Source organism: Serratia sp. PF-27, assembly GCF_030053255.1.
GTDB classification, from domain to species: Bacteria; Pseudomonadota; Gammaproteobacteria; order Enterobacterales; family Enterobacteriaceae; genus Serratia; species Serratia bockelmannii.
Map to the genome: position 1 here is coordinate 265,456 of NZ_JASGBT010000021.1, position 23,218 is coordinate 288,673.

Below are 23,218 nucleotides of genomic sequence, written 5' to 3' on the forward strand. Positions count from 1 at the left end.
TTATAAACTTTTAGACAGCATTTTCCGATGCGTGTGGATCGACATGATGATGCCGAAACCGGCCATCAATACTATCAGCGCCGAACCCCCGTAACTGACCAGAGGCAAAGGTACGCCAACTACCGGCAAAATGCCACTGACCATACCGATGTTAACAAAGACATAAACGAACAAAATCAGCATCAAGCCGCCGACCATGACGCGGCCGAAGGTGGTTTGCGCCTTGGCGGCGATCATCAGCCCGCGAATGATCACCAGCAGGTAGAGCGCCAGCAGCACCAATACCCCGATCAGCCCCAGCTCTTCGGCCAGGACGGCGAAGATAAAGTCGGTATGGCGCTCCGGCAGAAACTCCAGCTGCGACTGGGTGCCGTGCAGCCAGCCCTTGCCGGACAGGCCGCCGGAGCCGATGGCTATCTTGGATTGAATGATGTGATAGCCGGCGCCGAGTGGGTCGCTCTCCGGATCGAGCAGCATCATGACGCGGTCGCGCTGATAGCCGTGCATCAGGAAGAACCACAGCACCGGGATAAAGGCCGCCAGTGCGACGGCGGCGACGGCGATCAATTTCCAGCTCATGCCCGACAGGAACAGCACGAACAGGCCGGAGGCGGCGATCAGGATCGAGGTGCCCAGATCTGGCTGCGCGGCCACCAGCAGCGTTGGCAGGAAGATCAGCACCAGCGCGATGGCGGTGTTTTTCAGCGAAGGCGGGCAGACATCGCGGTTCATAAAGCGCGCCACCATCAGTGGCACGGCGATCTTGGCGATTTCCGACGGCTGGAAGCGCACTACGCCGAGATCCAGCCAGCGCTGCGCGCCTTTACTTATCTGGCCGAAGGCGTCCACCAGGATCAGCAAAATTACGCAGAAAATATACAGATAGGGCGCCCAGCTTTCGTACACGCGCGGCGGGATTTGCGCCATGACGGCCATCACGATCAGCCCCATGACGATCTGCCCGATCTTGCGCTCCATCATGCCGATGTCCTGGCCGCTGGCGCTCCACATCACGAAGGCGCTGTAGACCAACAGGGCCAGGATCAGCAGCAGGAACGTCGGGTCGATGTGGATTTTGGTCCAGATCGAGCCTTTTTGTTGGCTTTCAGTCATGTTCTACCTTAGTCACCTTCTACGCCAGGCGGCAGCGGGGCCTCGCTTGGCAATTGCGTATTGTTGTCGCCCAGCAGAATGTGGTCGAGGATCTGGCGGGTGATGGTTCCCACCGCCGGACCGGAGCCGCCGTTTTCCAGAATGATGGCGACCGACACCGTCGGATTGTTGAACGGTGCGAAGGCGGTCATCAGTTTGTGATCGCGCAGGTGCTCCGCCAGTTTGTGGGCGTTGTAGGTTTCATAGCCGAATACCTGTGCGGTACCCGATTTCGCCGCGGCTTTATAAGGTGCGTCCGCAAAGTATTTGCGCGCCGTCCCGTTCGGACGGTTGGCCACACCATACATGCCGTCTTTGGCGATTTCCCAGAAGCCGGAGTGAATATCGCCGATCTGCGTGCTCTCTTCCTGTTTGAACGGCACCAGCGCGCCGTTGACGCGGGTACTCTGCAGCAGGTGCGGCGTTTTGACGGTGCCGTCGTTGATCAGGGTGTTCAGCGCTTTGGCCATCTGGATCGGCGTGGCGGTCCAGTAACCCTGGCCGATACCCACCGGAATGGTGTCGCCCTGATACCACGGCTTTTTATAGCGTTTCAGCTTCCACTCGCGCGTCGGCATTAGGCCGGATCGTTCTTCGGACAGATCGATGCCGGTGTACTGGCCGTAACCGAATTTGGTCAGCCAGGTCGACAGCCGATCGATCCCCATGTCATAGGCGACCTGATAGAAATAGGTATCTGCGGACTCTTCCAGCGCCTTGGTGACGTTCAGGCGGCCGTGGCCCCATTTTTTCCAGTCGCGGAAGCGTTTTTCCGAGCCGGGCAGTTGCCACCAACCGGGATCGAACACCACGGTGTTTTTGGTGATCACTCCGGCGCTCAGCGCCGACACCGCGATGTAAGGCTTCACCGTTGATGCAGGCGGATAGACCCCTTGCGTGGCGCGGTTGATCAGCGGGCGATTCGGATCGTTCAACAGCCCCTGGTAGTCCTTGCTGGAAATGCCGTCGACGAACAGGTTTGGATCGTAACTCGGGTTGGACACCATCGCCAGGATGGCGCCGGTGCGTGGATCGCTCACCACCACCGCGGCGCGGCTGCCGACCAGCAGCTGCTCGATATAGCGCTGCAAATCAAGATCGAGCGTCAGGTAAACGTCCTGACCGGCGGAAGGCGGCTGTTCGTGCAATTGGCGGATCACCCGGCCACGGTTGTTGACCTCGACCTCTTCATAGCCGGTTTTGCCGTGCAGCGTGTCTTCGTAATAGCGTTCGATACCCAGCTTGCCGATATCGTGGGTGGCGGCGTAGTTGGCCAGCTTGCCGTCTTTATCCAGGCGTTCGACGTCGCGGTCGTTGATCTTCGACACATAGCCGGTGACGTGGGTGAGGGCGGAACCGTAGGGGTAGTAGCGGCGCTGGTAGCCTTTTACTTCCACGCCGGGGAAGCGGAACTGATTGACCGCAAAGCGGGCGACCTGCACCTCGGTTAGCGCGGTTTTCACCGGAATGGAGACGAAACGACGTGAACGCTTGCGCTCTTTTTCGAAATTGGTGATGTCGTCGTCGGTCAGATCGACCACCGTGCGCAGCGCCTGCAGCGTGGCTTTGAGATCGTCAACCTTCTCCGGCATCAGCTCCAGCTGATAAATGGTGCGGTTGAGTGCCAGCGGGGTGCCGTTGCGATCGTAGATAATGCCGCGGCTGGGCGCGATGGGCACCAGCTTGATGCGGTTTTCGTTGGAGCGGGTGCGGTAATCCTCGACGCGGACCACTTGCAGATTATACAGGTTGGCGATCAGGATGCCGGACAGCACCAGGATGACCAGGAACGCCACCAGGGCGCGGCGTACAAACAGGGCGGATTCAGCCGTATAGTCGCGAAAAGGGTTACGTTCTATTTTCATCCCGCTGCTTTATTTCACTCTGTCACGGTCACCACCGGCTATTCCCGGTGGTAAGGATGATTTGTTGTAATACTCCAGGCGCGGTAGAGGCTTTCGGCCACCAGGACGCGCACCAAAGGATGCGGCAGCGTCAACGGAGAAAGCGACCAGCTCTGCTCGGCAGCGGCTTTGCAGGCGGGCGCCAGCCCTTCCGGGCCGCCGATCAGCAAGCTGACGTTGCGGCCATCCTGCTTCCAGCGCTCAAGCTGCTGCGCCAGCTGCGGCGTTTCCCACGGCGTGCCTGGGATATCCAGCGTAACGATGCGGTTGCCTTTGCCCACCGCCGCCAGCATCTGTTCGCCTTCCTTGTCCAGAATGCGTTTGATGTCGGCGTTTTTGCCGCGTTTGCCCGCCGGGATCTCGGTCAGCTCAAACGGCATATCTTTGGGAAAGCGGTGCAGGTAATCCATAAAGCCGGTTTGCACCCAGTCTGGCATTTTGGTGCCGACCGCCACCAATTGCAGTTTCACCGCTTAGCTCCAGAGTTTTTCCAGCTCGTACAGGCGACGGCTCTCTTCCTGCATCACGTGCACGATCACTTCGCCCAGATCGACCACGATCCAGTCGGAGGCTTCCTGGCCTTTCATGCCAAACAGCTCCATGCCCACGGCGCGGGATTCCTGTACCACGTGGTTGGCGATCGACATCACGTGGCGAGTCGACGTGCCGGTGCAGATGATCATGCAATCGGTGATGCTGGATTTGCCCTGTACGTCCAGAGCGATAATGTCTTGGCCTTTCAGGTCATCGATTTTATCGATGACGAAATCTTGGAGCGCTTTACCTTGCAAAGGTTCCCCCTCGGGTGTGTTCTGTTCAGTCGACTGCAGCGGGCAACATGCGCACGCTGCGGCGTAACCGGATAATGGTTTCGGCAGGCTGCCGCTGAAAGCCAGCTAACTGGTGACTGCCCGGCCAGCTAAGGTTTCCGGGGTTTTCAGCGGATACCTGAAAAATAGCGGCGCAGTATATCACGCACCTTTCGCTAGCGATATAAACCCTGCAACTCGATATAGCGCTGCACCGGGCGCGGCAGCAGGTCGTCGCAGTTGAGGCCCTGATGGCGGCGCTGGCGGATCTCGGTGGCGGAAATTTCCAGCTCCGGCGTATCGGCCAGATAGATATGGCCGTGCGGGCGGCGGCTGAGCAGCGCCGGATCGGCGGTGCGATGACGTTCCAGCCACTGCTGCAGTTCCGGTGTGTCCATGCGATCGTTATAGCCCGGGCGCGCCAGCACCAGCAGGTGGCAGACGTCCAACAGCGCCTGCCAGCGATGCCATTTATGCAATGTCAGCAGCGAGTCCTGGCCAATAATAAACGCCAGTGGCTGGGCGGCGCCACGCTCTTTACGAATCGTTTCCAACGTCTCGATGGTGTAGGAGGGGGTGGTGCGGTGCAGTTCGCGATCGTCGACCGCAAACAGCGGGTTGCCGGCGATCGCCAGCTCGACCATCTTCAGGCGTTGCTGCGCATTGGCCTCCGGCTGCGGGCGGTGCGGCGGCACGTGGTTAGGCAGCAGCGTGACGCGATTCAGGCCCACTTCGGCGGCCAACGCCTCCACCGGCCGCAGGTGGCCATAGTGGATCGGATCAAAGGTGCCGCCGAACAGCGCGTGCAAAACGGTGGGGTGTTCCGGATTAGTGGGCATCGGTAAAACTCGTGGCCAGGGGTTTGCCGCACAGCAGCATCGACAGGGTTTCCAGTTCCGGCCAGACCGACTGGCCATAGTCCTGCTTGAGGGTCAGCTCGATTTGCGTCAGCAGCTGTACCGCTTGCTGCAGCTGGGGACCGGACAGGCGTTGCAGCGCCTGGGTCACCAGCGGGCGGCGGTTCTGCCAAACCTTGTGCTGATCGAACAGCGTGCGCAGCGGCGCGGACGCCATGCGGCGCTGCAGCGTCAGCAACAGCAGCAGTTCGCGCTGTAAGGTGCGCAGCAGGATCACCGGCTCCACGTCCTCTTGCTGCAGCTGCTGCAAGATATGCCAGGCGCGCTTGCTTTTGCCGGCCAGCAGGGCATCCAGCCAGTGGAACTGCGTGAAGTGGGCGGCGTCGTTCACCGCCTGTTCGACGCGCGGCAGCGTGAGTTTGCCGTCCGGGTGCAGCAGCGACAGCCGCTCCAGCGCCTGCGACAGCGCCAGCAGGTTGCCTTCGTAGCAGTAGCACAACAGCTGATTGGCCGCGTCGTCCAATTCCAGCTTCATCGCCTTGGCGCGCGTGGCGACCCAGCGCGGCAGCTGTGCCTGTTCCGGCGTCTGGCAACTGACGAGGGCGCCGTGTGGGCTGAGCGCCTTGAACCAGGCGCTGTTTTCCTGCGCTTTGGTGAGGCGCGGGCCGCGCAGGATCAGCAGAATATCCTCGTGCAGCAGCGTGGCAAGCTTGGTCAGCTGTTCGCCGATCGGCGCCGTCGGGCCGTTTTCCGGGAAGATCAGCAGCAGCGTCTGGCGGCTGGCGAACAGGCTCATCGCCTGGCAGATGCCGAAGATGGCGTCCCAGCCGGTATGGGCGTCGAGGGAAATGCTGTAGTGCTCGCTGAACTGCTGCTGTTGCGCAGCCTGCCGGAGCAGATCCTGGCTTTCCTGCAGCAGTAGCGGTTCATTGCCGCTCAATAAATAACAAGCGCGCAGCCCCTCTCGGAGCTGCGCGGCAAGTTGTTCCGGATAAATGCGGATCATTGTGCGGTTTGGCTTGCCGCTCGTTCGCCGACGGCAGCGGCTTTCTGCCGGTTTTCTTCTTCCGCCGCGTGCACGGTCAGCAGTTTGCGCACCAGCTGTTGCGCCGCCTGCTCACGCATTTCCTGGCGAATGATCTCCTGCTCGGAGTCTTTGGCCAGCGCGGTCAGCGGGTTGTCGAAGAACGAACGGAACACTTTCACCGACAGCGGATACAGGTCGTGGCCCGGGAGCAGCACCTGCGCCTGCACGGTCAGCACCAGCTGGTACTCGGCGGTTTTACCGTCCTGGAAGATCGAGGCGGTATCCTGGCTTTCCGTCGCGCCGAGGATGCGCAGGGAAGGCACGTCTTTACGCTTCGGATCGCTGACGATGGTCACGGCGTTCAGACGCAGCTGCTCACGCACCGCGCGCGTCAACGGACCATAAGGGTCGGCGCTGTCCAGGATCAGCGTTTTCATTTCATTAGGCACCTGCGTGGTGCCACGCAGGTGAAAACCGCAGCCGGCGGTGACCAGCACCGCCAACCCCAGCAACAGCGTCAGAATACGTTGTCGCACAACTCCTCCTTGTGTTAACCCACAACCAGGTTAAGCAGTTTGCCCGGAACGTAGATCACTTTGCGAATCGTGACGCCGTCCAGATATTTAGCCACCAGATGCTCTTCGGCAGCGCGCGCGCGCACTTGCTCTTCGGTCGCATCGGCAGATACGGTGATTTTAGCGCGAACCTTGCCGTTCACCTGCACCACCACCAGCTTGGAGTCCTCGACCATCGCCTGTTCGTCGGCAACCGGCCATGGCGCGGTGTCCACGTCGCCTTCGCCGCCCAGCGACTGCCACAGGGTGAAGCACACGTGCGGGGTGAACGGATACAGCATGCGAACCACGGCCAGCAGCGCTTCCTGCAGCAGCGCGCGATCCTGCTCGCTCTCCTGCGGCGCGCGGGCCAGCTTGTTCATCAGCTCCATCACGGCGGCGATCGCGGTGTTGAAGGTCTGACGGCGGCCGATATCGTCGGTCACCTTGGCGATGGTTTTGTGCAGATCGCGGCGCAGCGCTTTCTGATCTTCGTTCAGCGCCGCCACGTCCAGCGGCTGTACCGCGCCTTTTGCCACGTGATCGTAGGCCAGTTTCCATACGCGTTTCAGGAAGCGGTTAGCCCCTTCTACGCCGGATTCCTGCCACTCCAGCGTCATTTCTGCCGGTGAAGCGAACATCATGAACAGACGCACGGTGTCCGCGCCGTATTTTTCCACCATTTCCTGCGGGTCGATGCCGTTGTTCTTCGACTTCGACATTTTGCTCATGCCAGCATAGACCAGTTCACGGCCTTGCGGATCGGTGGCCTTGATGATGCGGCCCTTGTCGTCGCGCTCGACCGTGGCGTCAACCGGAGATACCCAGACGCGCTCGCCGCTGTTGCCGGTGTAGTAGAAGGCGTCGGCCAGCACCATGCCCTGACACAGCAGGCGCTTGGCCGGCTCGTCGGAATCCACCAGGCCCGCATCGCGCATCAGCTTGTGGAAGAAGCGGAAGTACATCAGGTGCATGATGGCGTGTTCGATACCGCCGATATATTGATCGACCGGCAGCCAGTAGTTGGCGGCGGCCGGATCCAGCATGCCCTGGTCGTACTGCGGGCAGGTATAGCGCGCGTAGTACCAGGAAGACTCCATAAAGGTGTCGAAGGTGTCGGTTTCACGCAGCGCCGGCTGGCCGTCAACGGTGGTCTTCGCCCACTCAGGGTCGGCCTTGATCGGGCTGGTGATGCCGTCCATGACCACGTCTTCCGGCAAGATCACCGGCAGCTGATCTTCCGGCGTCGGCATCACGGTGCCGTCTTCCAGCGTCACCATCGGGATTGGCGCGCCCCAGTAACGCTGACGGGAGACGCCCCAGTCGCGCAGACGGTAGTTGACCTTGCGCTGGCCCACGCCCTTGGCGACCAGTTTGTCGGCGATGGCGTTAAAGCCGGCTTCGTTGTCCAGACCGTCAAACTCGCCGGAGTTGAACAGCGCGCCTTTGTCGGTCATCGCTTCGGCGCTCACGTCAGGTTGGCTGCCGTCGAGGTTCAGGATCACCGGTTTGATCGGCAAATCGTATTTGGTGGCGAATTCCCAGTCGCGCTGGTCGTGCGCCGGTACCGCCATCACGGCGCCGGTGCCGTATTCCATCAGCACGAAGTTGGCGACCCACACCGGCAGCTTCTCGCCGCTCAGCGGGTGGACAACGAACAGGCCGGTTGGCATGCCTTTCTTCTCCATCGTCGCCATTTCGGCTTCGGCCACTTTGGTGTTGCGGCATTCGTCGATGAAGTCGGTCAGCGCCGGATTGTTGCGCGCGCCCTGTTGCGCCAGCGGGTGGCCCGCGGCGACCGCCACGTAGGTGGCGCCCATGAAGGTGTCGGGACGGGTGGTGTAAACCGTCAGCTTCTCTTCGCTGTCCGCCACGTCGAAGGTGATTTCCACGCCTTCGGAGCGGCCAATCCAGTTGCGCTGCATGGTTTTCACCTGCTCCGGCCAGCTTTCCAGCGTGTCCAGATCGTTCAGCAACTGATCGGCGTAAGCGGTGATTTTGATGAACCACTGCGGGATCTCTTTACGCTCGACCTTGGTGTCGCAGCGCCAGCAGCAGCCGTCGATAACCTGTTCGTTGGCCAGCACGGTCAGATCGTGCGGACACCAGTTCACCGCCGAGGTCTTCTTGTAGACCAGGCCTTTTTCATACAGCTTGGTGAAGAACCACTGTTCCCAGCGGTAGTATTCCGGCTGGCAGGTAGTGATTTCGCGATCCCAGTCGTATCCGAAGCCCAGCAGTTTCAGCTGGTTCTTCATGTATTCGATGTTGTCGTAGGTCCACGGGGCCGGTGCGGTGTTGTTTTTCACCGCCGCACCTTCCGCCGGCAGGCCGAACGCATCCCAGCCGATCGGCTGCAGTACGTTTTTACCCAGCATGCGCTGATAGCGCGAGATCACGTCGCCGATAGTGTAGTTACGAACGTGGCCCATGTGCAGTCGGCCGGACGGGTAAGGCAGCATGGATAGGCAGTAGTACTTTTCCTTGCTGTCGTCTTCGGTAACTTTGAAAGTCTGCTTCTCTTGCCAGTGAAGCTGTACGTTCGATTCTATGTCTTCTGGACGGTATTGCTCTTGCATGGCGGCCGGTGGTCCTGTAGGTGTAAACCGTTGCCCCGGTCAGAGGCAACGCAATGAACATTTAGTATTCGTAGATCCGCATAGCATAGCTGATAAGACCTCTCGGCAACAACTCCAAGCGCCTGACTCGGCGCATTTAAAAAAAACGCCGCCATGACGCGGCTCACAACCTGCGGATCCCGCGTCTTGCCAAGTGACATCAGTCATTTACGGCTAAAATAAGAACAAGTAGCTTAGGGGTATCCCTACAGCCAAGCCCGGCGCAGCGTTTATCGAGGAGAGTCTATGAACAAGGTTGCTCAGTATTACCGCGAATTGGTGGCATCACTGACCGAACGCCTGAAAAACGGTGAACGCGATATCGACGAACTGGTGGCCAGCGCGGAGCGGCGGTTGAACGAGGCCGAAGATCTGACCCGCGACGAGGTGCGGCAGGTGACGCAGGCGGTGCGGCGCGATCTGGAAGAGTTCGCTCGCAGCTATCAGGAAAGCCGGGACGAGTTTACCGACAGCGTGTTTATGCGGGTGATCAAAGAGAGCCTGTGGCAGGAACTGGCGGATATCACCGATAAAACCCAGCTGGAGTGGCGCGAGGTGTTCAAGGATGTCAGCCACCACGGCGTTTACCACAGCGGTGAAGTGGTGGGGTTGGGCAATCTGGTGTGCGAGCAGTGTCACTACCATCTGGCGTTCTACACGCCGGAGGTGCTGCCACTTTGCCCGAAATGCGGTCACGACCAGTTCCAGCGTCGGCCGTTTGAGCCTTGATAACGTTCCCCGCCAGGGCGGGGAACACTAAGGCCGGCGTTTAACGGAACAGTTTCTTTAGCAAGTTGCTCAGGAAACCGCCGCTGACGGCTGCCGGGGCGGCTTGCGCCTGCGCCGGTGCGCTGGCCGGTACGGCGACGCCGGCCGGGATTTTCTGCGCGACCGCGATGCGGCTGTCCTGGGCGGCTTTCTCCGCCGCTTCCGGGCCGTAGGCGAAGCCCTCCGCCAGCACGAATTCAACGTCGGTGATGCCGATAAAGCCCAGGAACAGCTTCACGTACGGCGTGATCAGATCCGTCGGCGTGTCGGCGTGGATGCCGCCGCGGCTGGAGATGACGATCGCTTTCTTGCCTGTCACCAGCCCTTCGGCACCGGCGGAGGTGTAGCGGAACGTCTGACCGGCGCGGGCGATCAGATCGAAGTAGATTTTCAGCTGCGTCGGGATGTTGAAGTTGTACATCGGGGCGCTGATGATCAGCGTGTCGTGCGACTTCAGCTCGGCAATCAGCTCATCGGAAAGCGCCAGGGTGCTCTGCTGATGCGGCGTCAGCGGGTTGTCGCCGGCGGTAAAGCCAGCCATCACTTCGCCATCCAGCTCCGGCAGCGTTGGGTTAGCCAAGTCGCGCACGGTGAACGTGTCTTCTGGGTGAGCTTCACGCCATTGTTCAACAAAAAAATCGACTAATTTTCCAGACTGGGAATATTCACCCAGAATACTTGATTTCAGGACCAGTACGCGGCTCATTGGCTTATCTCCAGGCGAAGTTTAATCGGTGACGATGTCAGTCGGTGTAAACGCATGGTAGAGGCAAGCCATCAACAGTGATAGCGCAAAAATTCGCTGAGTTAAATCAAAAAAGTTGAAGGAGGGGCGCGAGCGCGCCCCGATGGGATCAATAACGCGCCAGGCGCTCGGCCAGCAGATCGATAAAACCCTCGCGGTTGATGCTGGTCAGCACTTCCACGTTGGCCGCGTTGCCGGTTTGCTGGAAATAGTCCACCACCGTCATGCCGACGGTGTATTCCCCTTTGGTCTCCACACCGACCCAGCGTTCTACGCCGGTGAACAGCTGCGGCGCCAGCAGCCAGGCGATGGTGCAGGGATCGTGCATCGCAGCGCCGGGCAGGCCGCGCGGATGGCTGAGGTACAGCGGCAGGTAAAAATCGAGCATCTCCGCGACCGCCTGCGCGACCGGATTGTCTATCTGGCGAATGCGCTCGATATCCTGCGGCAACACCAGCGCTTGATGGGTGACGTTCAGCCCGGCCATGGTCAGCGGCACCCCGGATTTCAGCACCATTTCGGCGGCTTCGGGATCGACGAAGATGTTGAACTCCGCGACAGGCGTAGTATTGCCGGCGTTCATACCGCCGCCCATGAATACGATGCGTTCGATATGGCTTTTCAGCTCGGCATGCTGGGCCAGCAGCAGGGCGATATTGGTCATCGGGCCGGTCACCACCAGGGTTATCGGCTGCGGGCTGGCGCGCAGCAAGTCGGCGATCAGCTCGACGGCGCCGCGGGGATCGGGTTTGATTGTCGGCGTCGGCAGGTGGGTGTTGCCCATGCCGGTTTTGCCGTGGACATAGTCGGCGATCACCAGTTCGCGCATCAGCGGGCCGCTGGCGCCGGCGGCGACCGGGATGTCCTCGCGCTGCATCAGGGTCAACAGGCCCAGCGCGTTATGCAGGGTTTTCTCCGGCGTCTGGTTGCCGGCGGAGGTGGTGATGGCTTTGATGTCCAGTTCTGACGAACGCAGCGCCATAGCCAGCGCGATGGCGTCGTCGAGGCCGGGATCGCAATCGATGATAATAGGGCGGGGCATGTTCTTTCTCCTCTGTTTGTTATCCAGCGAGCATCGGATCAAAACCGGGGAGAAACAAGCGCTTTTAGTGCCGGGGGAAAAGATGCGCCCCTGGCGGGGCGCATAGGCAGAGCGTTTAGTGCAGGATCTTGGCCAGAAAATCCTTGGCGCGATCGGACTCGGGGTTGTTGAAGAAATCGTCTTTGTTGCGGTCTTCGACGATTTTGCCTTCGTCCATAAAGATCACTCGATTCGCCACCTTGCGGGCGAAGCCCATTTCGTGGGTTACCACCATCATGGTCATGCCTTCGTTCGCCAGTTCGACCATCACGTCCAGCACTTCGTTGATCATTTCCGGATCGAGCGCCGAGGTCGGCTCATCGAACAGCATGGCGATAGGATCCATGCACAGCGCGCGGGCGATGGCGACGCGCTGCTGCTGGCCGCCGGACAGCTGACCGGGGAACTTGTTGGCATGGGCGGAGAGGCCGACGCGCTCCAGCAGCTTCAGGCCCTTCTCGCGTGAAGCGGACTTGTCGCGCTTGAGCACTTTCACCTGCGCCAGCGTCAGGTTGTCGATGATAGACAGGTGCGGGAACAGCTCAAAGTGTTGGAACACCATGCCAACCTTGGCACGCAGCTGCGCCAGGTTGGTTTTCTTGTCGTTGACCGGCGTGCCGTTCACCAGGATATCGCCCTGCTGGATCGGCTCGAGGCCGTTGACGGTTTTGATCAGGGTGGACTTGCCGGAACCTGAAGGACCGCAGACGACGACCACTTCGCCTTTTTTCACTTCGGTGGTGCAATCGGTCAACACCTGAAAGTGACCGTACCACTTAGAAACATTTTTCAGGGATATCATCAAACAGTCCTTTTCTTCAAATAGCTTACCAGCGCCGAGGCGGCGAGACTGATAACAAAATAGACAAAGCCGGCGAACAGGATCATTTCAACCTGGGTGCCGTCGCGTTCGCCGATGGTCGACGCGGTGCGGAAGAAGTCGGCCAGGCTCAGTACGTAAACCAGCGAGGTATCCTGGAACAGGACGATACCCTGAGTCAGCAGCAGCGGCACCATGGCACGGAACGCCTGCGGCAGGATCACCAGCCGCATGGATTGCCAATGGGTCATGCCCAGCGCCAGCGCGGCGGAGGATTGGCCGCGCGAGATGCTGATGATGCCGGCGCGGATGATTTCCGAGTAATAGGCCGCTTCAAACAGGGAAAAGGCTACCATAGCCGAGATCAGGCGAATATCGGTTTTCGGCGATAAGCCTAGAACCTGTTGTAATAAGCTTGGAACCACCAGGTAGAACCACAGCAGCACCATCACCAGCGGCACCGAGCGGAACAGGTTGACGTACAGGGTGGCGAACCAGCTGATCGGTTTGAACGGCGACAGGCGCATCACCGCCAGCACGGTACCCCACAGAATGCCGACCACGATGGCGGTCACGGTGATCTTCAGCGTGATTACCATGCCCTGCAGCAGAAACGGGAAGCTTGGGACGATCGACGCCCAGTCAAATTCGTACATTATTTACTCCCCAGGTTGCCAGGCAACTGCACTTTCTTTTCGACCAGACGCATAAACAGCATGATAACGGCGTTGATGCCGATATAAGCCAGCGTGATGGCGGTAAAGGATTCATAGGCGTGTGCGGAGTAATCCAACAGCTTGCCGGCCTGCGCGGCCATGTCCACCAGCCCGATGGTAGAGGCGATGGCGGAGTTTTTGACCAGGTTGAGCATCTCCGAGGTCATGGGCGGCACGATCACCCGGTAGGCGTTCGGCAGCAACACGTAGCGGTAGGTTTGCGGCAGCGTCAGGCCCATCGCCAGCCCGGCCGCTTTCTGGCCGCGCGGCAGGGACTGGATGGCGGCGCGCACCTGTTCGCAAACGCGGGCGGCGGTAAACAACCCCAGGCAAAGCATGGAAGAGACGAAGAACTGCACGTTGGGATCCAGCTCGCTTTTAAACCAGGTGCCGATATTGGCCGGCAGCAGCTCGGGGATCACCAGATACCAGGTAAAGAATTGCACGATCAGCGGCACGTTGCGGAACAGTTCGACGTAACAGGTGCCGAGGGCGGAAAGAAAGCGGTTGGGTACGGTACGCAAGATACCGAACAGCGAACCGACGAAGAAAGCGATAATCCATGCACAGACGGAGAGGGCCACCGTGACCTGAAAGCCGGACCAGATCCAGCCGAGGTAAGTGGTGTTCCCAAACGGGGCCTGCTGCAGGAAGATACCCCAGTTCCAATCTATTGACATAACAAACTCCGGTAAACGGGCGCAGAGCGCCGAAGATTGATGACTTGATGAGCGCCGATCGCCGCGCGGCCAGTCTGGCTGGCTTATTGTGTGCGGATGTCGGTGATGCGCCTTGGGGAAAATGAGGGAGGGGAACGGCCCCCCTCATACCTGTCTGTCCCAGTCATCAACTGGGCCGGTTTGGCCTGGCGGCCGCCCCGGCTGTCATTCTATTTAGTTCAATGCCTTGTCGTTAGGTTCTTTGAACAGCTGCTTCATGTCGTCCGACAGTTCGAAGTTCATGTTGAGGTTTTTCGGTGGAATCGGCTGCTTGAACCATTTATCAAACCACTTGGCCGCTTCGCCGGAGGTTTGCGCCTGGGCGATGGTGTCATCGACCAGTTTCTTGAACGCAGGATCGTCTTTACGCAGCATGCAGCCGTAGGCTTCTTTCGACTGCGGTGTGCCGATGATTTCCCACTGATCCGGCTTCTTGGCCTTGGCGCGCTCGCCCGCCAGCAGGGCGTCGTCCATCATGAAGGCCACCGCGCGGCCGCTTTCCAGAGTGCGGAAGGAGTCGCCGTGGTCTTTGGCGCTGATGATGCGCATGTTCATCTTGCCGCTGTCGTTCAGCTTGTTCAGCAGCACTTCGGAGGTGGTGCCGGAGGTGACCACCACCGGTTTGCCGGCCAGGTCTTTAAAGTCTTTGATGTCGGAGCCTTTTTTCACCAGCAAGCGGGTGCCGACCACGAAAATGGTGTCGGAGAAGGCGGCCTGTTTCTGGCGCTCGAGGTTATTGGTGGTGGAGCCGCACTCGAAATCATAGGTGCCGTTTTGCAGCAGCGGGATGCGGTTCTGCGAGGTAATCGGCAGCATTTTCACCTGCAGATTCGGTGCATTCAGCTTTTTCTTAACGGCTTCAACGATTTGGTTGGAGTAGTCCTGAGAGTAGCCCACAACTTTTTGTTGGTTGTCGTAGTAGGAGAACGGCACTGACGATTCGCGGTGGCCGACAACGATCACGCCATTGTCTTTGATTTTCTTCAGCGTACCGGTCAGGTCTTCCGCGTGCGCCACGCTACCTGCCGCACCGAGCAGCAGTAACGATAACGCCAATTTACGCATTTGCATGGTCCAACTCCTTTACTGTTGTTGTGGCTCTGACTAAAGAGCGTCAGGTTAAATCGACTGTTTATTGCTCAAGTTATAAAGATAGTCTTATGAACTGAACGCTGTTAAAAAATAACCGATTGTGAACACCTTGAAACTAAAATGTTTCATTTTTTGAGACGCCGCGCGCACCAAATCAATGCAACAAAACGCCGGCGCACCCGTGCGGTGCGTTCAATGCACCCAAAATGTGCGCAGGTGCGACAAAACGTCAGCAAAAGTAAACCGGCGCGCGATGTCGCCATAGATAAAAGCAAGGAGTGTGCCAGCCGCGTTGATTTAACGGCGTTTTCTGACTGAGGGAAGATTTGACGGGAAAGCGGGGCGCAGCGGGTGCGCCCCGACGAAGAGGGCTATTTGCGGCGCAGGCCCAACATCAGCGCCCAGCCGCCCAGCAACAGGGTCATCACCCACAGCGGCGTGGCGCCGAAGCGCGCATAAGGCGTGAGGCCGGTGGTCGGCGTGACTTTCACTTCGAGTACCTGACGGGTGAACTGCGGGATCTCGGCGATCACCTCGCCATTCGCGTCCACCGCGGCGGTGACGCCGTTATTGGTGCTGCGCAGCAGCGGTCGGCCGAGCTCCAGCGCCCGCATGCGTGCCATCTGGAAGTGCTGCCACGGGCCGATGGAGTGGCCGAACCAGGCATCGTTGGAGATGGTCAGCAGGAAGTTGGTGTCCGGGCGGAAGTTATCGCGCACCTGCTGGCCCAACACGATTTCGTAGCAGATGGCCGCCGTCAGGTTGTAGCCGCGTACGCTGAGCTGCGGTTGTACGTAATCGCCGCGGCTGAAGGAGGACATCGGCAGGTCGAAGAACGGCGCCAGGGGCCGCAGCAGCGTCTCGAGCGGCACGAACTCGCCGAACGGTACCAGGTGGTGCTTGTTGTAGCGATCGTTGGCCGGGTAACTGTACGGCGTCGGTTCACCGAGCACGATGGCACTGTTGTAGATTTGCTGGCCCTGCGGCGTGGCACGCACGTCGACGATGCCGGTGATCAGGCTGCTGTTCTTCGCCCGCATCAGGTCGTCCATCATCGTCAGGAAGCCGTTCTGATTGGCTTCATAATCCGGAATGGCGGATTCCGGCCAGATGACGATCGGCGCCTTGCCCATGTAGGGACGGGTTTCGTCCAGATAGGTTTGCAGCGTGCTGACCAGCGCTTTCGGATCCCATTTCATCGATTGAGCGATGTTGCCTTGCACCATGGCGACGTTCACCGCTTTCTCCGGCTGCGGGGTAAACCACTGCAGCTGGCGCAGCGGCCACGGCAACAGCAGCAGCGCGGCGGCAATCACGGCTGCCGAGAGACGGCGCTGATTGACGGCGTACACCAGCAGGCCGGCGATGGCCATCAGCACAAAGGTGATGGCGTCGACGCCCAGCAGCGGCGCGATGCCCTTCAGCGGGCCGTTGATCTGGCTATAGCCGAACTGCAGCCACGGGAAGCCGGTCAGCACCCAGCCGCGCAGGAATTCGGTCACCTGCCACAGCACCGGCGCGGCGATGGCCAGCCGCCACCAGCGGGTGGCCGGCCACAGGCGCGTCAGCAGCCCGGCGAACAGCCCGGTATACAGCGACAGGTAAGCGGCGAGCAGCGCCACCAGGAAGATGTTGACGGCGAAGGGCATGCCGCCGAAATCGGCGATGCTGACATACACCCAGTTGATCCCGCTGCCGAACAACCCGAAGCCCCAGACAAAGCCGAGCAGGGCAGACTGTTTGGTGGTGCGATTGAGGGTAACAGCCAGCAGGCCGAACAGGGAAACGATGGCCGCGGGCCAGAAATCGTAGGGCGAGAACGCCAGCGTCCCGCCGGCACCTGACAACAGCGCCAGCAGGGCGCGAACCCACTGGCGTTCAAGTAATGAGGCTTTAGCCATGTTGGATTTAATCTTCCAGTTTCGGTGGTGGAGAGTCGTCCGGAATTTTTACATGAACCTGGATGATACGTCGACTGTCTGCCATGGCAACTTTAAATAGGTAACCTTCGATTTCAATGGTTTCCCCGCGCGCCGGCAGGTGGCCGAAGGCCTGCATCACCAGACCGCCGATGGTATCGACCTCGTCGTCGCTGAAATGGGTGCCGAAGGCGTCGTTGAAGTCTTCGATCGGCGCCAGCGCGCGCACGGTGTACATGTGGCGGCTGAGCTGGCGGATATCCAGATCGTCTTCGTCGTCGTATTCGTCTTCGATCTCGCCGACGATCAGCTCCAGGATATCTTCGATGGTGACCAGGCCGGACACGCCGCCGAATTCGTCAATGACAATCGCCATGTGATAGCGCTGGGAACGAAACTCTTTCAGCATCCGGTCGACGCGCTTGCTTTCCGGCACCACCACCGCGGTACGCAGCACTTTGTCGATGCTGAACGGCTCGGAATCTGCGCGCATGAACGGCAGCAGATCCTTGGCCATCAGGATGCCTTCGATGTGATCTTTATCTTCGCTGATCACCGGGAAGCGCGAGTGGGCGGAGTCGATAATCACGTCCAGGCACTCTTCCAGCGTCTGGTTGCGCTTGAGCGTCACCATCTGGGAGCGGGGGATCATGATGTCGCGCACGCGCTGTTCGGCGATATCCATCACGCCTTCCAGCATGTCGCGGGTATCGGGATCGATCAGGTCGTTTTGTTCGGAATCACGGATCAGCTCGACCAGATCGCCACGGTTTTTGGGCTCGCCGTGGAACAGCTGGTTAAGGATAAGAGTAAAGAACCCCTTCTTGGGACTGGGGGTGTCATTGCTTTGTGAATGGTCGTCGCTCATGGCGTTTTCGTTACTGTCACTCATGTCAGAGTTAAGGGGCGTCAGCGACAGCCCCGCATGGGGGCTGTGGGGTAAACGGCTGACGTCAGACGGGGTCTTTTTCCGCCAGGTACGGATCAGGATAACCCAGTCCGTGCATGATTTCGGTTTCCAAAGACTCCATTTCTTCGGCTTCATCGTCTTCGATGTGGTCATACCCTAGCAGATGAAGACTGCCGTGGACAACCATATGCGCCCAGTGGGCCTCCAGCGTTTTGCCTTGCTCAATCGCTTCCTGCTCAACCACCTGGCGGCAGATGATCAGATCGCCGAGCAGCGGCAGCTCGATGCCCGGCGGGGCTTCGAACGGGAAAGAGAGCACGTTGGTCGGCTTGTCTTTGCCGCGGTAGGTCAGGTTCAGCTCGTGGCTTTCCGCTTCGTCCACCAGACGCACGGTGACCTCGGCCTCTTCCTGAAATTGCGGCAGCACGCCTTCCAGCCAGCGCTGGAAGATGGCCTCATCCGGCAGGCCGTCGCTGCTTTCACAGGCAATCTGCAGATCCAAAATCACCTGACTCATGGTGTCTCCTGCTCGGAGGCGGCGAGCGCCTCGCGCTTACGTTGCTCGGCAATCGCGTCTTTGCGTTTCTGTTCGGCGGCTTCCCAGGCCTCATAGGCGATGACCACGCGGGCCACCACCGGGTGGCGCACCACGTCTTCGCTGTGGAAGAAGTTGAAGCTCAGCTCCTCCACGTCCGACAGCACTTCCACCGCATGGCGCAGGCCGGATTTCTGGTTGCGCGGCAGGTCGATCTGGGTGACGTCGCCGGTGATGACCGCCTTCGAGTTGAAGCCGATGCGTGTCAGGAACATCTTCATCTGCTCGATGGTGGTGTTCTGGCTCTCATCCAGGATGATAAAGGCGTCGTTCAGCGTGCGGCCGCGCATATAGGCCAGCGGCGCGACTTCGATCACATTGCGTTCGATGAGCTTCTCCACGCGCTCGAAGCCCAGCATTTCGAACAGGGCGTCGTACAACGGGCGCAGATAAGGATCGACCTTCTGGCTCAGATCGCCGGGCAGGAAGCCCAGCTTTTCGCCGGCTTCGACCGCAGGGCGGGTCAGCAGTATGCGGCGAATTTCCTGGCGTTCCAGCGCATCCACCGCAGCGGCGACCGCCAGGTAGGTTTTGCCGGTGCCCGCCGGGCCGATGCCGAAGGTGATGTCGTGATCGAGAATATTGGCGATGTACTGCGCCTGGTTAGGCGTGCGCGGTTTCACCATACCGCGCTTGGTTTTGATGGTGACCGCCTTGCCGTAATCCGGCACGCTGTCCGCCACCTGTTCCAGCACCCGACTCTCTTTGATCGCCAGATGGATTTGCTCCGGATCGATATCCGGGATCACGCCGCGAATCGGCGCGGTATCCACGTACAGATGGCGCAGGATATCGGCGGCGGCAACCACGCACAGGTTTTTGCCAACCAGCTTGAAACGGTTGTCGCGGCGATTGATTTCGATGCCCAATCGGCGCTCGAGTTGCTTGATGTTGTCATCAAACGGGCCGCACAGGCTGAGCAAACGCTTATTGTCTGCGGGCTCTAACAAAATTTCTTGTGTTGCGACGTTCAAACTATTCCTCTAGGTCACATCGGGCCTGGTTGATGTCACATAGCGCGTCCGGGACGCGCGCGTTCAGGGCGAGCCTGAATACTCTCTTTCTTGAATTATTCATGGTGCGCCGCAACGGCGCAAGTTTACCGCTGATCTATCTGTGCGCCGTCGGCGGAATTCAAGGGAAGATAAGGAAAAAACGCGGCGGGGCGCAAAGCCCGCCGCGTCATCACAGAACAAGGCCGCTGGGAATCAGTTCTTTTTCACGAACTCGGATTTCAGCTTCATCGGGCCGAAACCGTCGATTTTGCAGTCGATGTTGTGATCGCCTTCCACCAGGCGAATGTTTTTCACCTTGGTGCCAATCTTCAGCATCGAGGAGCTGCCTTTGACCTTCAGATCCTTGATCACGGTGACCGCGTCGCCGTCCGCCAGCAGGTTGCCGTTGGCGTCTTTGACGATCAGCGCGTCCTGATCTTCCGCCGGGGCGCTGTCGCTCCACTCGTGGGCGCACTCAGGGCAGATGAACAGGGCATTGTCCTGGTAGGTGTATTCGGAGTTGCACTTCGGGCAGTGTGGGAGTTGCATGTTATGTCGCCTCTTCAACAATAAAAAAATAAAAAAAGAACATCACCGGGCGCGGACGCCCGGCGGAGAAACGGTAAGGAGTAGCGCGAACGGGCGGCGATAAGGCGGCCGCCGCGGCGTCAGGGCTGGTAAATGCCGACGCCCAGCGCGTTTTCTTTGCGGGTACGGGCGATCACCGACTGCGGGGATTCATGTACGCGCAGATCCATCTGCTGTTCGGTGCGCACCACTGCGCCACGCAGGGTGTTGGTCAGCACCTCGGTAATTTCCACGTCGACAAATTGGCCGATCATGTCGGGCGTGCCTTCGAAGTTTACCACACGGTTGCACTCCGTGCGCCCGGCCAGCTCCATCACGCTTTTACGCGAGGTGCCCTCCACCAGAATGCGCTGGACGGTGCCGAGCATGCGACGGCTGAACTGCAGCGCCTGCTGGTTGATGCGATCCTGCAGAATGTACAGCCGCTGCTTTTTCTCTTCTTCGCTGACGTCGTCGACCATGTCCGCCGCCGGCGTACCGGGGCGCGACGAATAGATGAAGCTGAAGCTGACGTCGAAGTTGACGTCGGCGATCAGGTTCATGGTCTGTTCGAAGTCGGCCTGGCTTTCGCCCGGGAAACCGACGATGAAATCGGAGCTGAGCTGGATGGCCGGCCGCGCCTTGCGCAGCTTGCGGATAATCGCCTTATACTCCAGCGCGGTGTGCGCGCGTTTCATCATGGTCAGGATGCGGTCCGAACCGCTCTGCACCGGCAGATGCAGGAAGCTGACCAGCTCCGGCGTGTCTTCGTACACCGCGATAATGTCGTCGGTGAACTCGATCGGGTGGCTGGTGGTGAAGCGAATGCGATCGATGCCGTCGATGGCCGCCACCAGGCGCAGCAGTTCGGCGAATGAGCAGATATCGCCGTCATGCGTCGCGCCGCGGTAAGCGTTGACGTTTTGGCCGAGCAGGTTGACCTCGCGCACGCCCTGCGCCGCCAGCTGGGCGATTTCGAACAGCACGTCGTCGCTCGGGCGGCTCACTTCCTCGCCGCGGGTGTAAGGCACCACGCAGAAAGTGCAGTATTTGTTGCAGCCTTCCATGATCGACACGAAGGCGGTCGGGCCTTCGGCGCGCGGCTCCGGCAGGCGGTCGAATTTTTCGATCTCCGGGAAGCTGATATCGACCACCGGGCTGCGGGTGCCCTGAACGTGATTGATCATTTCCGGCAGGCGGTGCAGGGTCTGCGGGCCGAATACCACGTCGACGCAAGGCGCGCGGCTGCGGATCAGTTCGCCTTCTTGCGAGGCCACGCAACCGCCGACGCCGATGATGACAGACGGGTTCTTCTCTTTCAGCAAGCGCCAGCGCCCCAGCATGGCGAAAACTTTCTCCTGCGCTTTTTCACGGATCGAGCAGGTGTTCAGCAACAGCACGTCCGCTTCCTCGGCGTTGTCGGTCCACTCGAAGCCGTGCGTGCTGTTCAACAGGTCGGCCATTTTCGATGAATCGTACTCATTCATCTGGCAGCCCCAGGTTTTGATATGTAGTTTTTTCGTCATTGACTTGCCATTACTCAGTGCGGAGCGAAAGTTGCGTTACGCGACATGCAGGGCGCGTATTGTAATCATTTGCCGCCGTTGTGACCAGCGCGGGGGAAAATGGCACGCAACCTGAAGCCGAAGCGAAAATCCGGTACACTGCGCAAAACGCCATGTCGGGTGGGATGGCGAGCATTCACATAGAAAACATAGCCAATATGAAGACATCTCAAAATCGGTATGACGCGGTGGTGGTGGGTGGCGGCATGGTCGGCGCGGCGGCGGCCCTGGGGCTGGCGCAGGCGGGCTGGTCGGTGGCGTTGCTGGAACATCAGGCGCCGCAGGCGTTCGAGGCGCAAAGCCCGCCGGACCTGCGCATTTCCGCGATCGGCTGCACCTCGGTGGGGCTGCTGAAACAGCTCGGCACCTGGCAGGCCGTGACGGCGATGCGTACGGCGCCGTATCGCCGGCTGGAGACCTGGGAGTGGGCGTCGTCGCGCGTGGCGTTCGACGCGGTGTCCCTGGGGCTGCCCGAGCTGGGCTTTATGGTGGAAAACCGCATTCTGCAGCTGGGGCTGTGGCAACAGTTCGCGCAGTGCGCCAACCTGACGCTGCTGTGCCCCGCCAGGCTGCAATCGCTGCAGCGGGCGGACAATGCCTGGCAGCTGACGCTGGACAGCGGCGAGACGCTGCAAGCGCGGCTGGTTGTCGGTGCCGACGGGGCCAACTCGCAGGTGCGCAAGCTGGCGGCGATCGGCACCAACGGCTGGCAATATCGTCAGGCGTGCATGTTGATCACCGTCGATACCGGCGCGCCGCAGCAGGATGTGACCTGGCAGCGCTTCTTCCCGTCCGGGCCCCGCGCCTTCCTGCCGCTGTACGACAGCTGGGCGTCGCTGGTGTGGTATGACAGCCCGCAGCGCATTCGCCAACTGCAGGCGATGCCGCCGGCGCAGCTGGAGCGCGAAATCGCTACCGCTTTTCCGACGCGACTGGGCCCGGTCAAGGTGCACGCTGCCGGATCGTTCCCGCTGACGCGGCGTCATGCGCAGCGCTACGTGCTGCCGGGGCTGGCGCTGGTGGGCGATGCGGCGCATACCATCAACCCGCTGGCCGGGCAGGGCGTCAATCTGGGGTATCGCGATGTGGATGCCTTGTTGAATGTGTTGAGCGAGGCGCGGGATCAGGGAGAAGACTGGAGCGGCGAGGCGGTACTGTTGCGTTATCAGCGTCGCCGTCGCACCGACAATCTGCTGATGCAGAGCGGCATGGATCTGTTTTATACCGCCTTCAGCAATAACCTGGCGCCGCTGAACGTCGCGCGCAATCTGGCGCTGATGGCCGCGCAGCGGGCGGGCAAGCTGAAAGAGCATGCGTTGAAGTACGCCTTGGGATTGTAACCGACAGGGCTCAGCGGTGGCTGGGCCCGTTAGGATTGGCCGAACGCCAGACAGCAAAAAGCCCGCCGAAGCGGGCTTTTCTAAATATGGCTGGGGTGCCAGGATTCGAACCTGGGTATGCTGGTATCAGAAACCAGAGCCTTACCGCTTGGCGACACCCCAATTATGGTGGCTACGACGGGATTTGAACCTGTGACCCCATCATTATGAGTGATGTGCTCTAACCAGCTGAGCTACGTAGCCGATGTTACTTTTTACTTCTTTGATTTGCAAGCAGTTTGTTATGGCTGGGGTACCTGGATTCGAACCAGGGAATGCCGGTATCAAAAACCGGTGCCTTACCGCTTGGCGATACCCCACCTGCAAACAAATCTTATGTTGAAACCCTATTCCCGAAAAAATATGGCTGGGGTACCTGGATTCGAACCAGGGAATGCCGGTATCAAAAACCGGTGCCTTACCGCT

The 23,218-nt window shown here is 59.9% G+C and carries 22 protein-coding genes and 3 tRNA genes; 2 read left to right on the plus strand and 23 right to left on the minus strand.

The genetic code is table 11. The annotated features are described in order from the left end of the window. From mrdB to leuS, 8 genes are all read right to left on the minus strand, one after another. Positions 1–1,113, minus strand: a complete 1,113-nt coding sequence (gene mrdB / locus QMZ29_RS16350) for a peptidoglycan glycosyltransferase MrdB (protein WP_004940006.1) — start codon at positions 1,111–1,113, stop codon at positions 1–3. A gap of 8 nt (positions 1,114–1,121) precedes the next feature. Beyond that, positions 1,122–3,017 (minus strand): peptidoglycan DD-transpeptidase MrdA, encoded by a 1,896-nt coding sequence (gene mrdA / locus QMZ29_RS16355; RefSeq protein WP_025301838.1) that lies wholly within the window; start codon positions 3,015–3,017, stop codon positions 1,122–1,124. 38 nt (positions 3,018–3,055) lie between these two features. Next, positions 3,056–3,526, minus strand: a complete 471-nt coding sequence (rlmH, locus tag QMZ29_RS16360; protein ID WP_004940002.1) for a 23S rRNA (pseudouridine(1915)-N(3))-methyltransferase RlmH — start codon at positions 3,524–3,526, stop codon at positions 3,056–3,058. Positions 3,527–3,529: 3 nt separating this feature from the next. Then, on the minus strand, positions 3,530–3,847 hold the full coding sequence (gene rsfS / locus QMZ29_RS16365) for a ribosome silencing factor (RefSeq protein ID WP_025301839.1): 318 nt from the start codon (positions 3,845–3,847) through the stop codon (positions 3,530–3,532). Between the two features lie 194 nt (positions 3,848–4,041). Continuing rightward, positions 4,042–4,704, minus strand: a complete 663-nt coding sequence (gene nadD, locus QMZ29_RS16370; protein WP_015376938.1) for a nicotinate-nucleotide adenylyltransferase — start codon at positions 4,702–4,704, stop codon at positions 4,042–4,044. After that, positions 4,694–5,728, minus strand: a complete 1,035-nt coding sequence (gene holA, locus QMZ29_RS16375; RefSeq protein ID WP_261425454.1) for a DNA polymerase III subunit delta — start codon at positions 5,726–5,728, stop codon at positions 4,694–4,696. The genes nadD and holA overlap by 11 nt, the downstream gene beginning before the upstream one ends. Beyond that, positions 5,725–6,285 (minus strand): LPS assembly lipoprotein LptE, encoded by a 561-nt coding sequence (lptE, locus tag QMZ29_RS16380; RefSeq protein ID WP_025301842.1) that lies wholly within the window; start codon positions 6,283–6,285, stop codon positions 5,725–5,727. Before lptE ends, holA begins: the two co-directional genes overlap by 4 nt. A gap of 14 nt (positions 6,286–6,299) precedes the next feature. After that, entirely contained in the window at positions 6,300–8,882 is a 2,583-nt protein-coding gene (gene leuS / locus QMZ29_RS16385; RefSeq protein ID WP_261425453.1) for a leucine--tRNA ligase, read from the minus strand. A 285-nt stretch (positions 8,883–9,167) separates the two neighbouring features. On the opposite strand from leuS, the gene QMZ29_RS16390 reads away from it, so the two are divergent. Next, on the plus strand, positions 9,168–9,650 hold the full coding sequence (locus QMZ29_RS16390; RefSeq protein ID WP_025301844.1) for a zinc ribbon-containing protein: 483 nt from the start codon (positions 9,168–9,170) through the stop codon (positions 9,648–9,650). A gap of 40 nt (positions 9,651–9,690) precedes the next feature. On the opposite strand, the gene QMZ29_RS16395 is transcribed toward QMZ29_RS16390, so the two are convergent. From QMZ29_RS16395 to miaB, 12 genes are all read right to left on the minus strand, one after another. Further along, complete coding sequence (locus tag QMZ29_RS16395) at positions 9,691–10,395, minus strand: FMN-dependent NADH-azoreductase (protein ID WP_089180619.1); 705 nt, start codon at positions 10,393–10,395, stop codon at positions 9,691–9,693. Between the two features lie 148 nt (positions 10,396–10,543). Further along, positions 10,544–11,476 carry a pyrimidine-specific ribonucleoside hydrolase RihA gene (gene rihA / locus QMZ29_RS16400; RefSeq protein ID WP_043135761.1) on the minus strand — a complete coding sequence of 311 codons (933 nt, stop codon included), beginning with the start codon at positions 11,474–11,476 and terminating at the stop codon, positions 10,544–10,546. 115 nt (positions 11,477–11,591) lie between these two features. Continuing rightward, positions 11,592–12,317, minus strand: a complete 726-nt coding sequence (locus tag QMZ29_RS16405) for an amino acid ABC transporter ATP-binding protein (RefSeq protein ID WP_219229678.1) — start codon at positions 12,315–12,317, stop codon at positions 11,592–11,594. Continuing rightward, positions 12,317–12,991 carry a glutamate/aspartate ABC transporter permease GltK gene (gltK, locus tag QMZ29_RS16410; protein WP_025301848.1) on the minus strand — a complete coding sequence of 225 codons (675 nt, stop codon included), beginning with the start codon at positions 12,989–12,991 and terminating at the stop codon, positions 12,317–12,319. The genes QMZ29_RS16405 and gltK overlap by 1 nt, the downstream gene beginning before the upstream one ends. After that, complete coding sequence (locus tag QMZ29_RS16415; RefSeq protein WP_019454074.1) at positions 12,991–13,731, minus strand: amino acid ABC transporter permease; 741 nt, start codon at positions 13,729–13,731, stop codon at positions 12,991–12,993. Before QMZ29_RS16415 ends, gltK begins: the two co-directional genes overlap by 1 nt. Positions 13,732–13,944: 213 nt before the next feature. After that, positions 13,945–14,841, minus strand: a complete 897-nt coding sequence (locus QMZ29_RS16420; protein WP_025301849.1) for an amino acid ABC transporter substrate-binding protein — start codon at positions 14,839–14,841, stop codon at positions 13,945–13,947. Positions 14,842–15,233: 392 nt separating this feature from the next. Continuing rightward, entirely contained in the window at positions 15,234–16,763 is a 1,530-nt protein-coding gene (gene lnt, locus QMZ29_RS16425) for an apolipoprotein N-acyltransferase (protein WP_049295164.1), read from the minus strand. A 7-nt stretch (positions 16,764–16,770) separates the two neighbouring features. After that, a complete protein-coding gene (gene corC / locus QMZ29_RS16430) occupies positions 16,771–17,649 on the minus strand; it encodes a CNNM family magnesium/cobalt transport protein CorC (protein WP_261425622.1) in 879 nt (292 codons plus the stop codon). 85 nt (positions 17,650–17,734) lie between these two features. Further along, positions 17,735–18,208, minus strand: a complete 474-nt coding sequence (gene ybeY, locus QMZ29_RS16435) for an rRNA maturation RNase YbeY (protein WP_261425448.1) — start codon at positions 18,206–18,208, stop codon at positions 17,735–17,737. Next, positions 18,205–19,260: a PhoH family protein gene (locus QMZ29_RS16440; protein ID WP_025301852.1), complete on the minus strand. Its 1,056-nt coding sequence runs from the start codon at positions 19,258–19,260 to the stop codon at positions 18,205–18,207. Before QMZ29_RS16440 ends, ybeY begins: the two co-directional genes overlap by 4 nt. Positions 19,261–19,494: 234 nt before the next feature. Further along, complete coding sequence (locus tag QMZ29_RS16445) at positions 19,495–19,830, minus strand: zinc ribbon domain-containing protein YjdM (RefSeq protein ID WP_004939967.1); 336 nt, start codon at positions 19,828–19,830, stop codon at positions 19,495–19,497. A gap of 119 nt (positions 19,831–19,949) precedes the next feature. Continuing rightward, a complete protein-coding gene (miaB, locus tag QMZ29_RS16450; RefSeq protein ID WP_025301853.1) occupies positions 19,950–21,374 on the minus strand; it encodes a tRNA (N6-isopentenyl adenosine(37)-C2)-methylthiotransferase MiaB in 1,425 nt (474 codons plus the stop codon). 197 nt (positions 21,375–21,571) lie between these two features. Here miaB and ubiF point away from each other — a divergent pair, with 197 nt between their 5' ends. Further along, positions 21,572–22,753 carry a 3-demethoxyubiquinol 3-hydroxylase gene (ubiF, locus tag QMZ29_RS16455; RefSeq protein ID WP_060432591.1) on the plus strand — a complete coding sequence of 394 codons (1,182 nt, stop codon included), beginning with the start codon at positions 21,572–21,574 and terminating at the stop codon, positions 22,751–22,753. An 87-nt stretch (positions 22,754–22,840) separates the two neighbouring features. On the opposite strand, the gene QMZ29_RS16460 is transcribed toward ubiF, so the two are convergent. The 3 genes from QMZ29_RS16460 to QMZ29_RS16470 all read right to left on the minus strand — a co-directional run bounded on the left by QMZ29_RS16460 (position 22,841) and on the right by QMZ29_RS16470 (position 23,112). After that, positions 22,841–22,915: transfer RNA gene (locus QMZ29_RS16460), tRNA-Gln, on the minus strand. A 4-nt stretch (positions 22,916–22,919) separates the two neighbouring features. Beyond that, positions 22,920–22,996 (minus strand) — tRNA-Met (locus tag QMZ29_RS16465). 41 nt (positions 22,997–23,037) lie between these two features. Further along, positions 23,038–23,112, minus strand: a tRNA-Gln gene (locus QMZ29_RS16470). Positions 23,113–23,218 lie beyond the last annotated feature (106 nt).

Bases quoted from the DNA above. Each gene is read 5' to 3' on its own strand.
- mrdB (WP_004940006.1), bottom strand. From the start codon at position 1,113: ATGACTGAAAGCCAACAAAAAGGCTCGATCTGGACCAAAATCCACATC.
- mrdA (WP_025301838.1), bottom strand. From the start codon at position 3,017: ATGAAAATAGAACGTAACCCTTTTCGCGACTATACGGCTGAATCCGCC.
- nadD (WP_015376938.1), bottom strand. From the start codon at position 4,704: ATGCCCACTAATCCGGAACACCCCACCGTTTTGCACGCGCTGTTCGGC.
- holA (WP_261425454.1), bottom strand. From the start codon at position 5,728: ATGATCCGCATTTATCCGGAACAACTTGCCGCGCAGCTCCGAGAGGGG.
- leuS (WP_261425453.1), bottom strand. From the start codon at position 8,882: ATGCAAGAGCAATACCGTCCAGAAGACATAGAATCGAACGTACAGCTT.
- QMZ29_RS16390 (WP_025301844.1), top strand. From the start codon at position 9,168: ATGAACAAGGTTGCTCAGTATTACCGCGAATTGGTGGCATCACTGACC.
- QMZ29_RS16395 (WP_089180619.1), bottom strand. From the start codon at position 10,395: ATGAGCCGCGTACTGGTCCTGAAATCAAGTATTCTGGGTGAATATTCC.
- rihA (WP_043135761.1), bottom strand. From the start codon at position 11,476: ATGCCCCGCCCTATTATCATCGATTGCGATCCCGGCCTCGACGACGCC.
- QMZ29_RS16405 (WP_219229678.1), bottom strand. From the start codon at position 12,317: ATGATATCCCTGAAAAATGTTTCTAAGTGGTACGGTCACTTTCAGGTG.
- gltK (WP_025301848.1), bottom strand. From the start codon at position 12,991: ATGTACGAATTTGACTGGGCGTCGATCGTCCCAAGCTTCCCGTTTCTG.
- QMZ29_RS16415 (WP_019454074.1), bottom strand. From the start codon at position 13,731: ATGTCAATAGATTGGAACTGGGGTATCTTCCTGCAGCAGGCCCCGTTT.
- QMZ29_RS16420 (WP_025301849.1), bottom strand. From the start codon at position 14,841: ATGCAAATGCGTAAATTGGCGTTATCGTTACTGCTGCTCGGTGCGGCA.
- lnt (WP_049295164.1), bottom strand. From the start codon at position 16,763: ATGGCTAAAGCCTCATTACTTGAACGCCAGTGGGTTCGCGCCCTGCTG.
- corC (WP_261425622.1), bottom strand. From the start codon at position 17,649: ATGAGCGACGACCATTCACAAAGCAATGACACCCCCAGTCCCAAGAAG.
- ybeY (WP_261425448.1), bottom strand. From the start codon at position 18,208: ATGAGTCAGGTGATTTTGGATCTGCAGATTGCCTGTGAAAGCAGCGAC.
- QMZ29_RS16445 (WP_004939967.1), bottom strand. From the start codon at position 19,830: ATGCAACTCCCACACTGCCCGAAGTGCAACTCCGAATACACCTACCAG.
- miaB (WP_025301853.1), bottom strand. From the start codon at position 21,374: ATGACGAAAAAACTACATATCAAAACCTGGGGCTGCCAGATGAATGAG.
- ubiF (WP_060432591.1), top strand. From the start codon at position 21,572: ATGAAGACATCTCAAAATCGGTATGACGCGGTGGTGGTGGGTGGCGGC.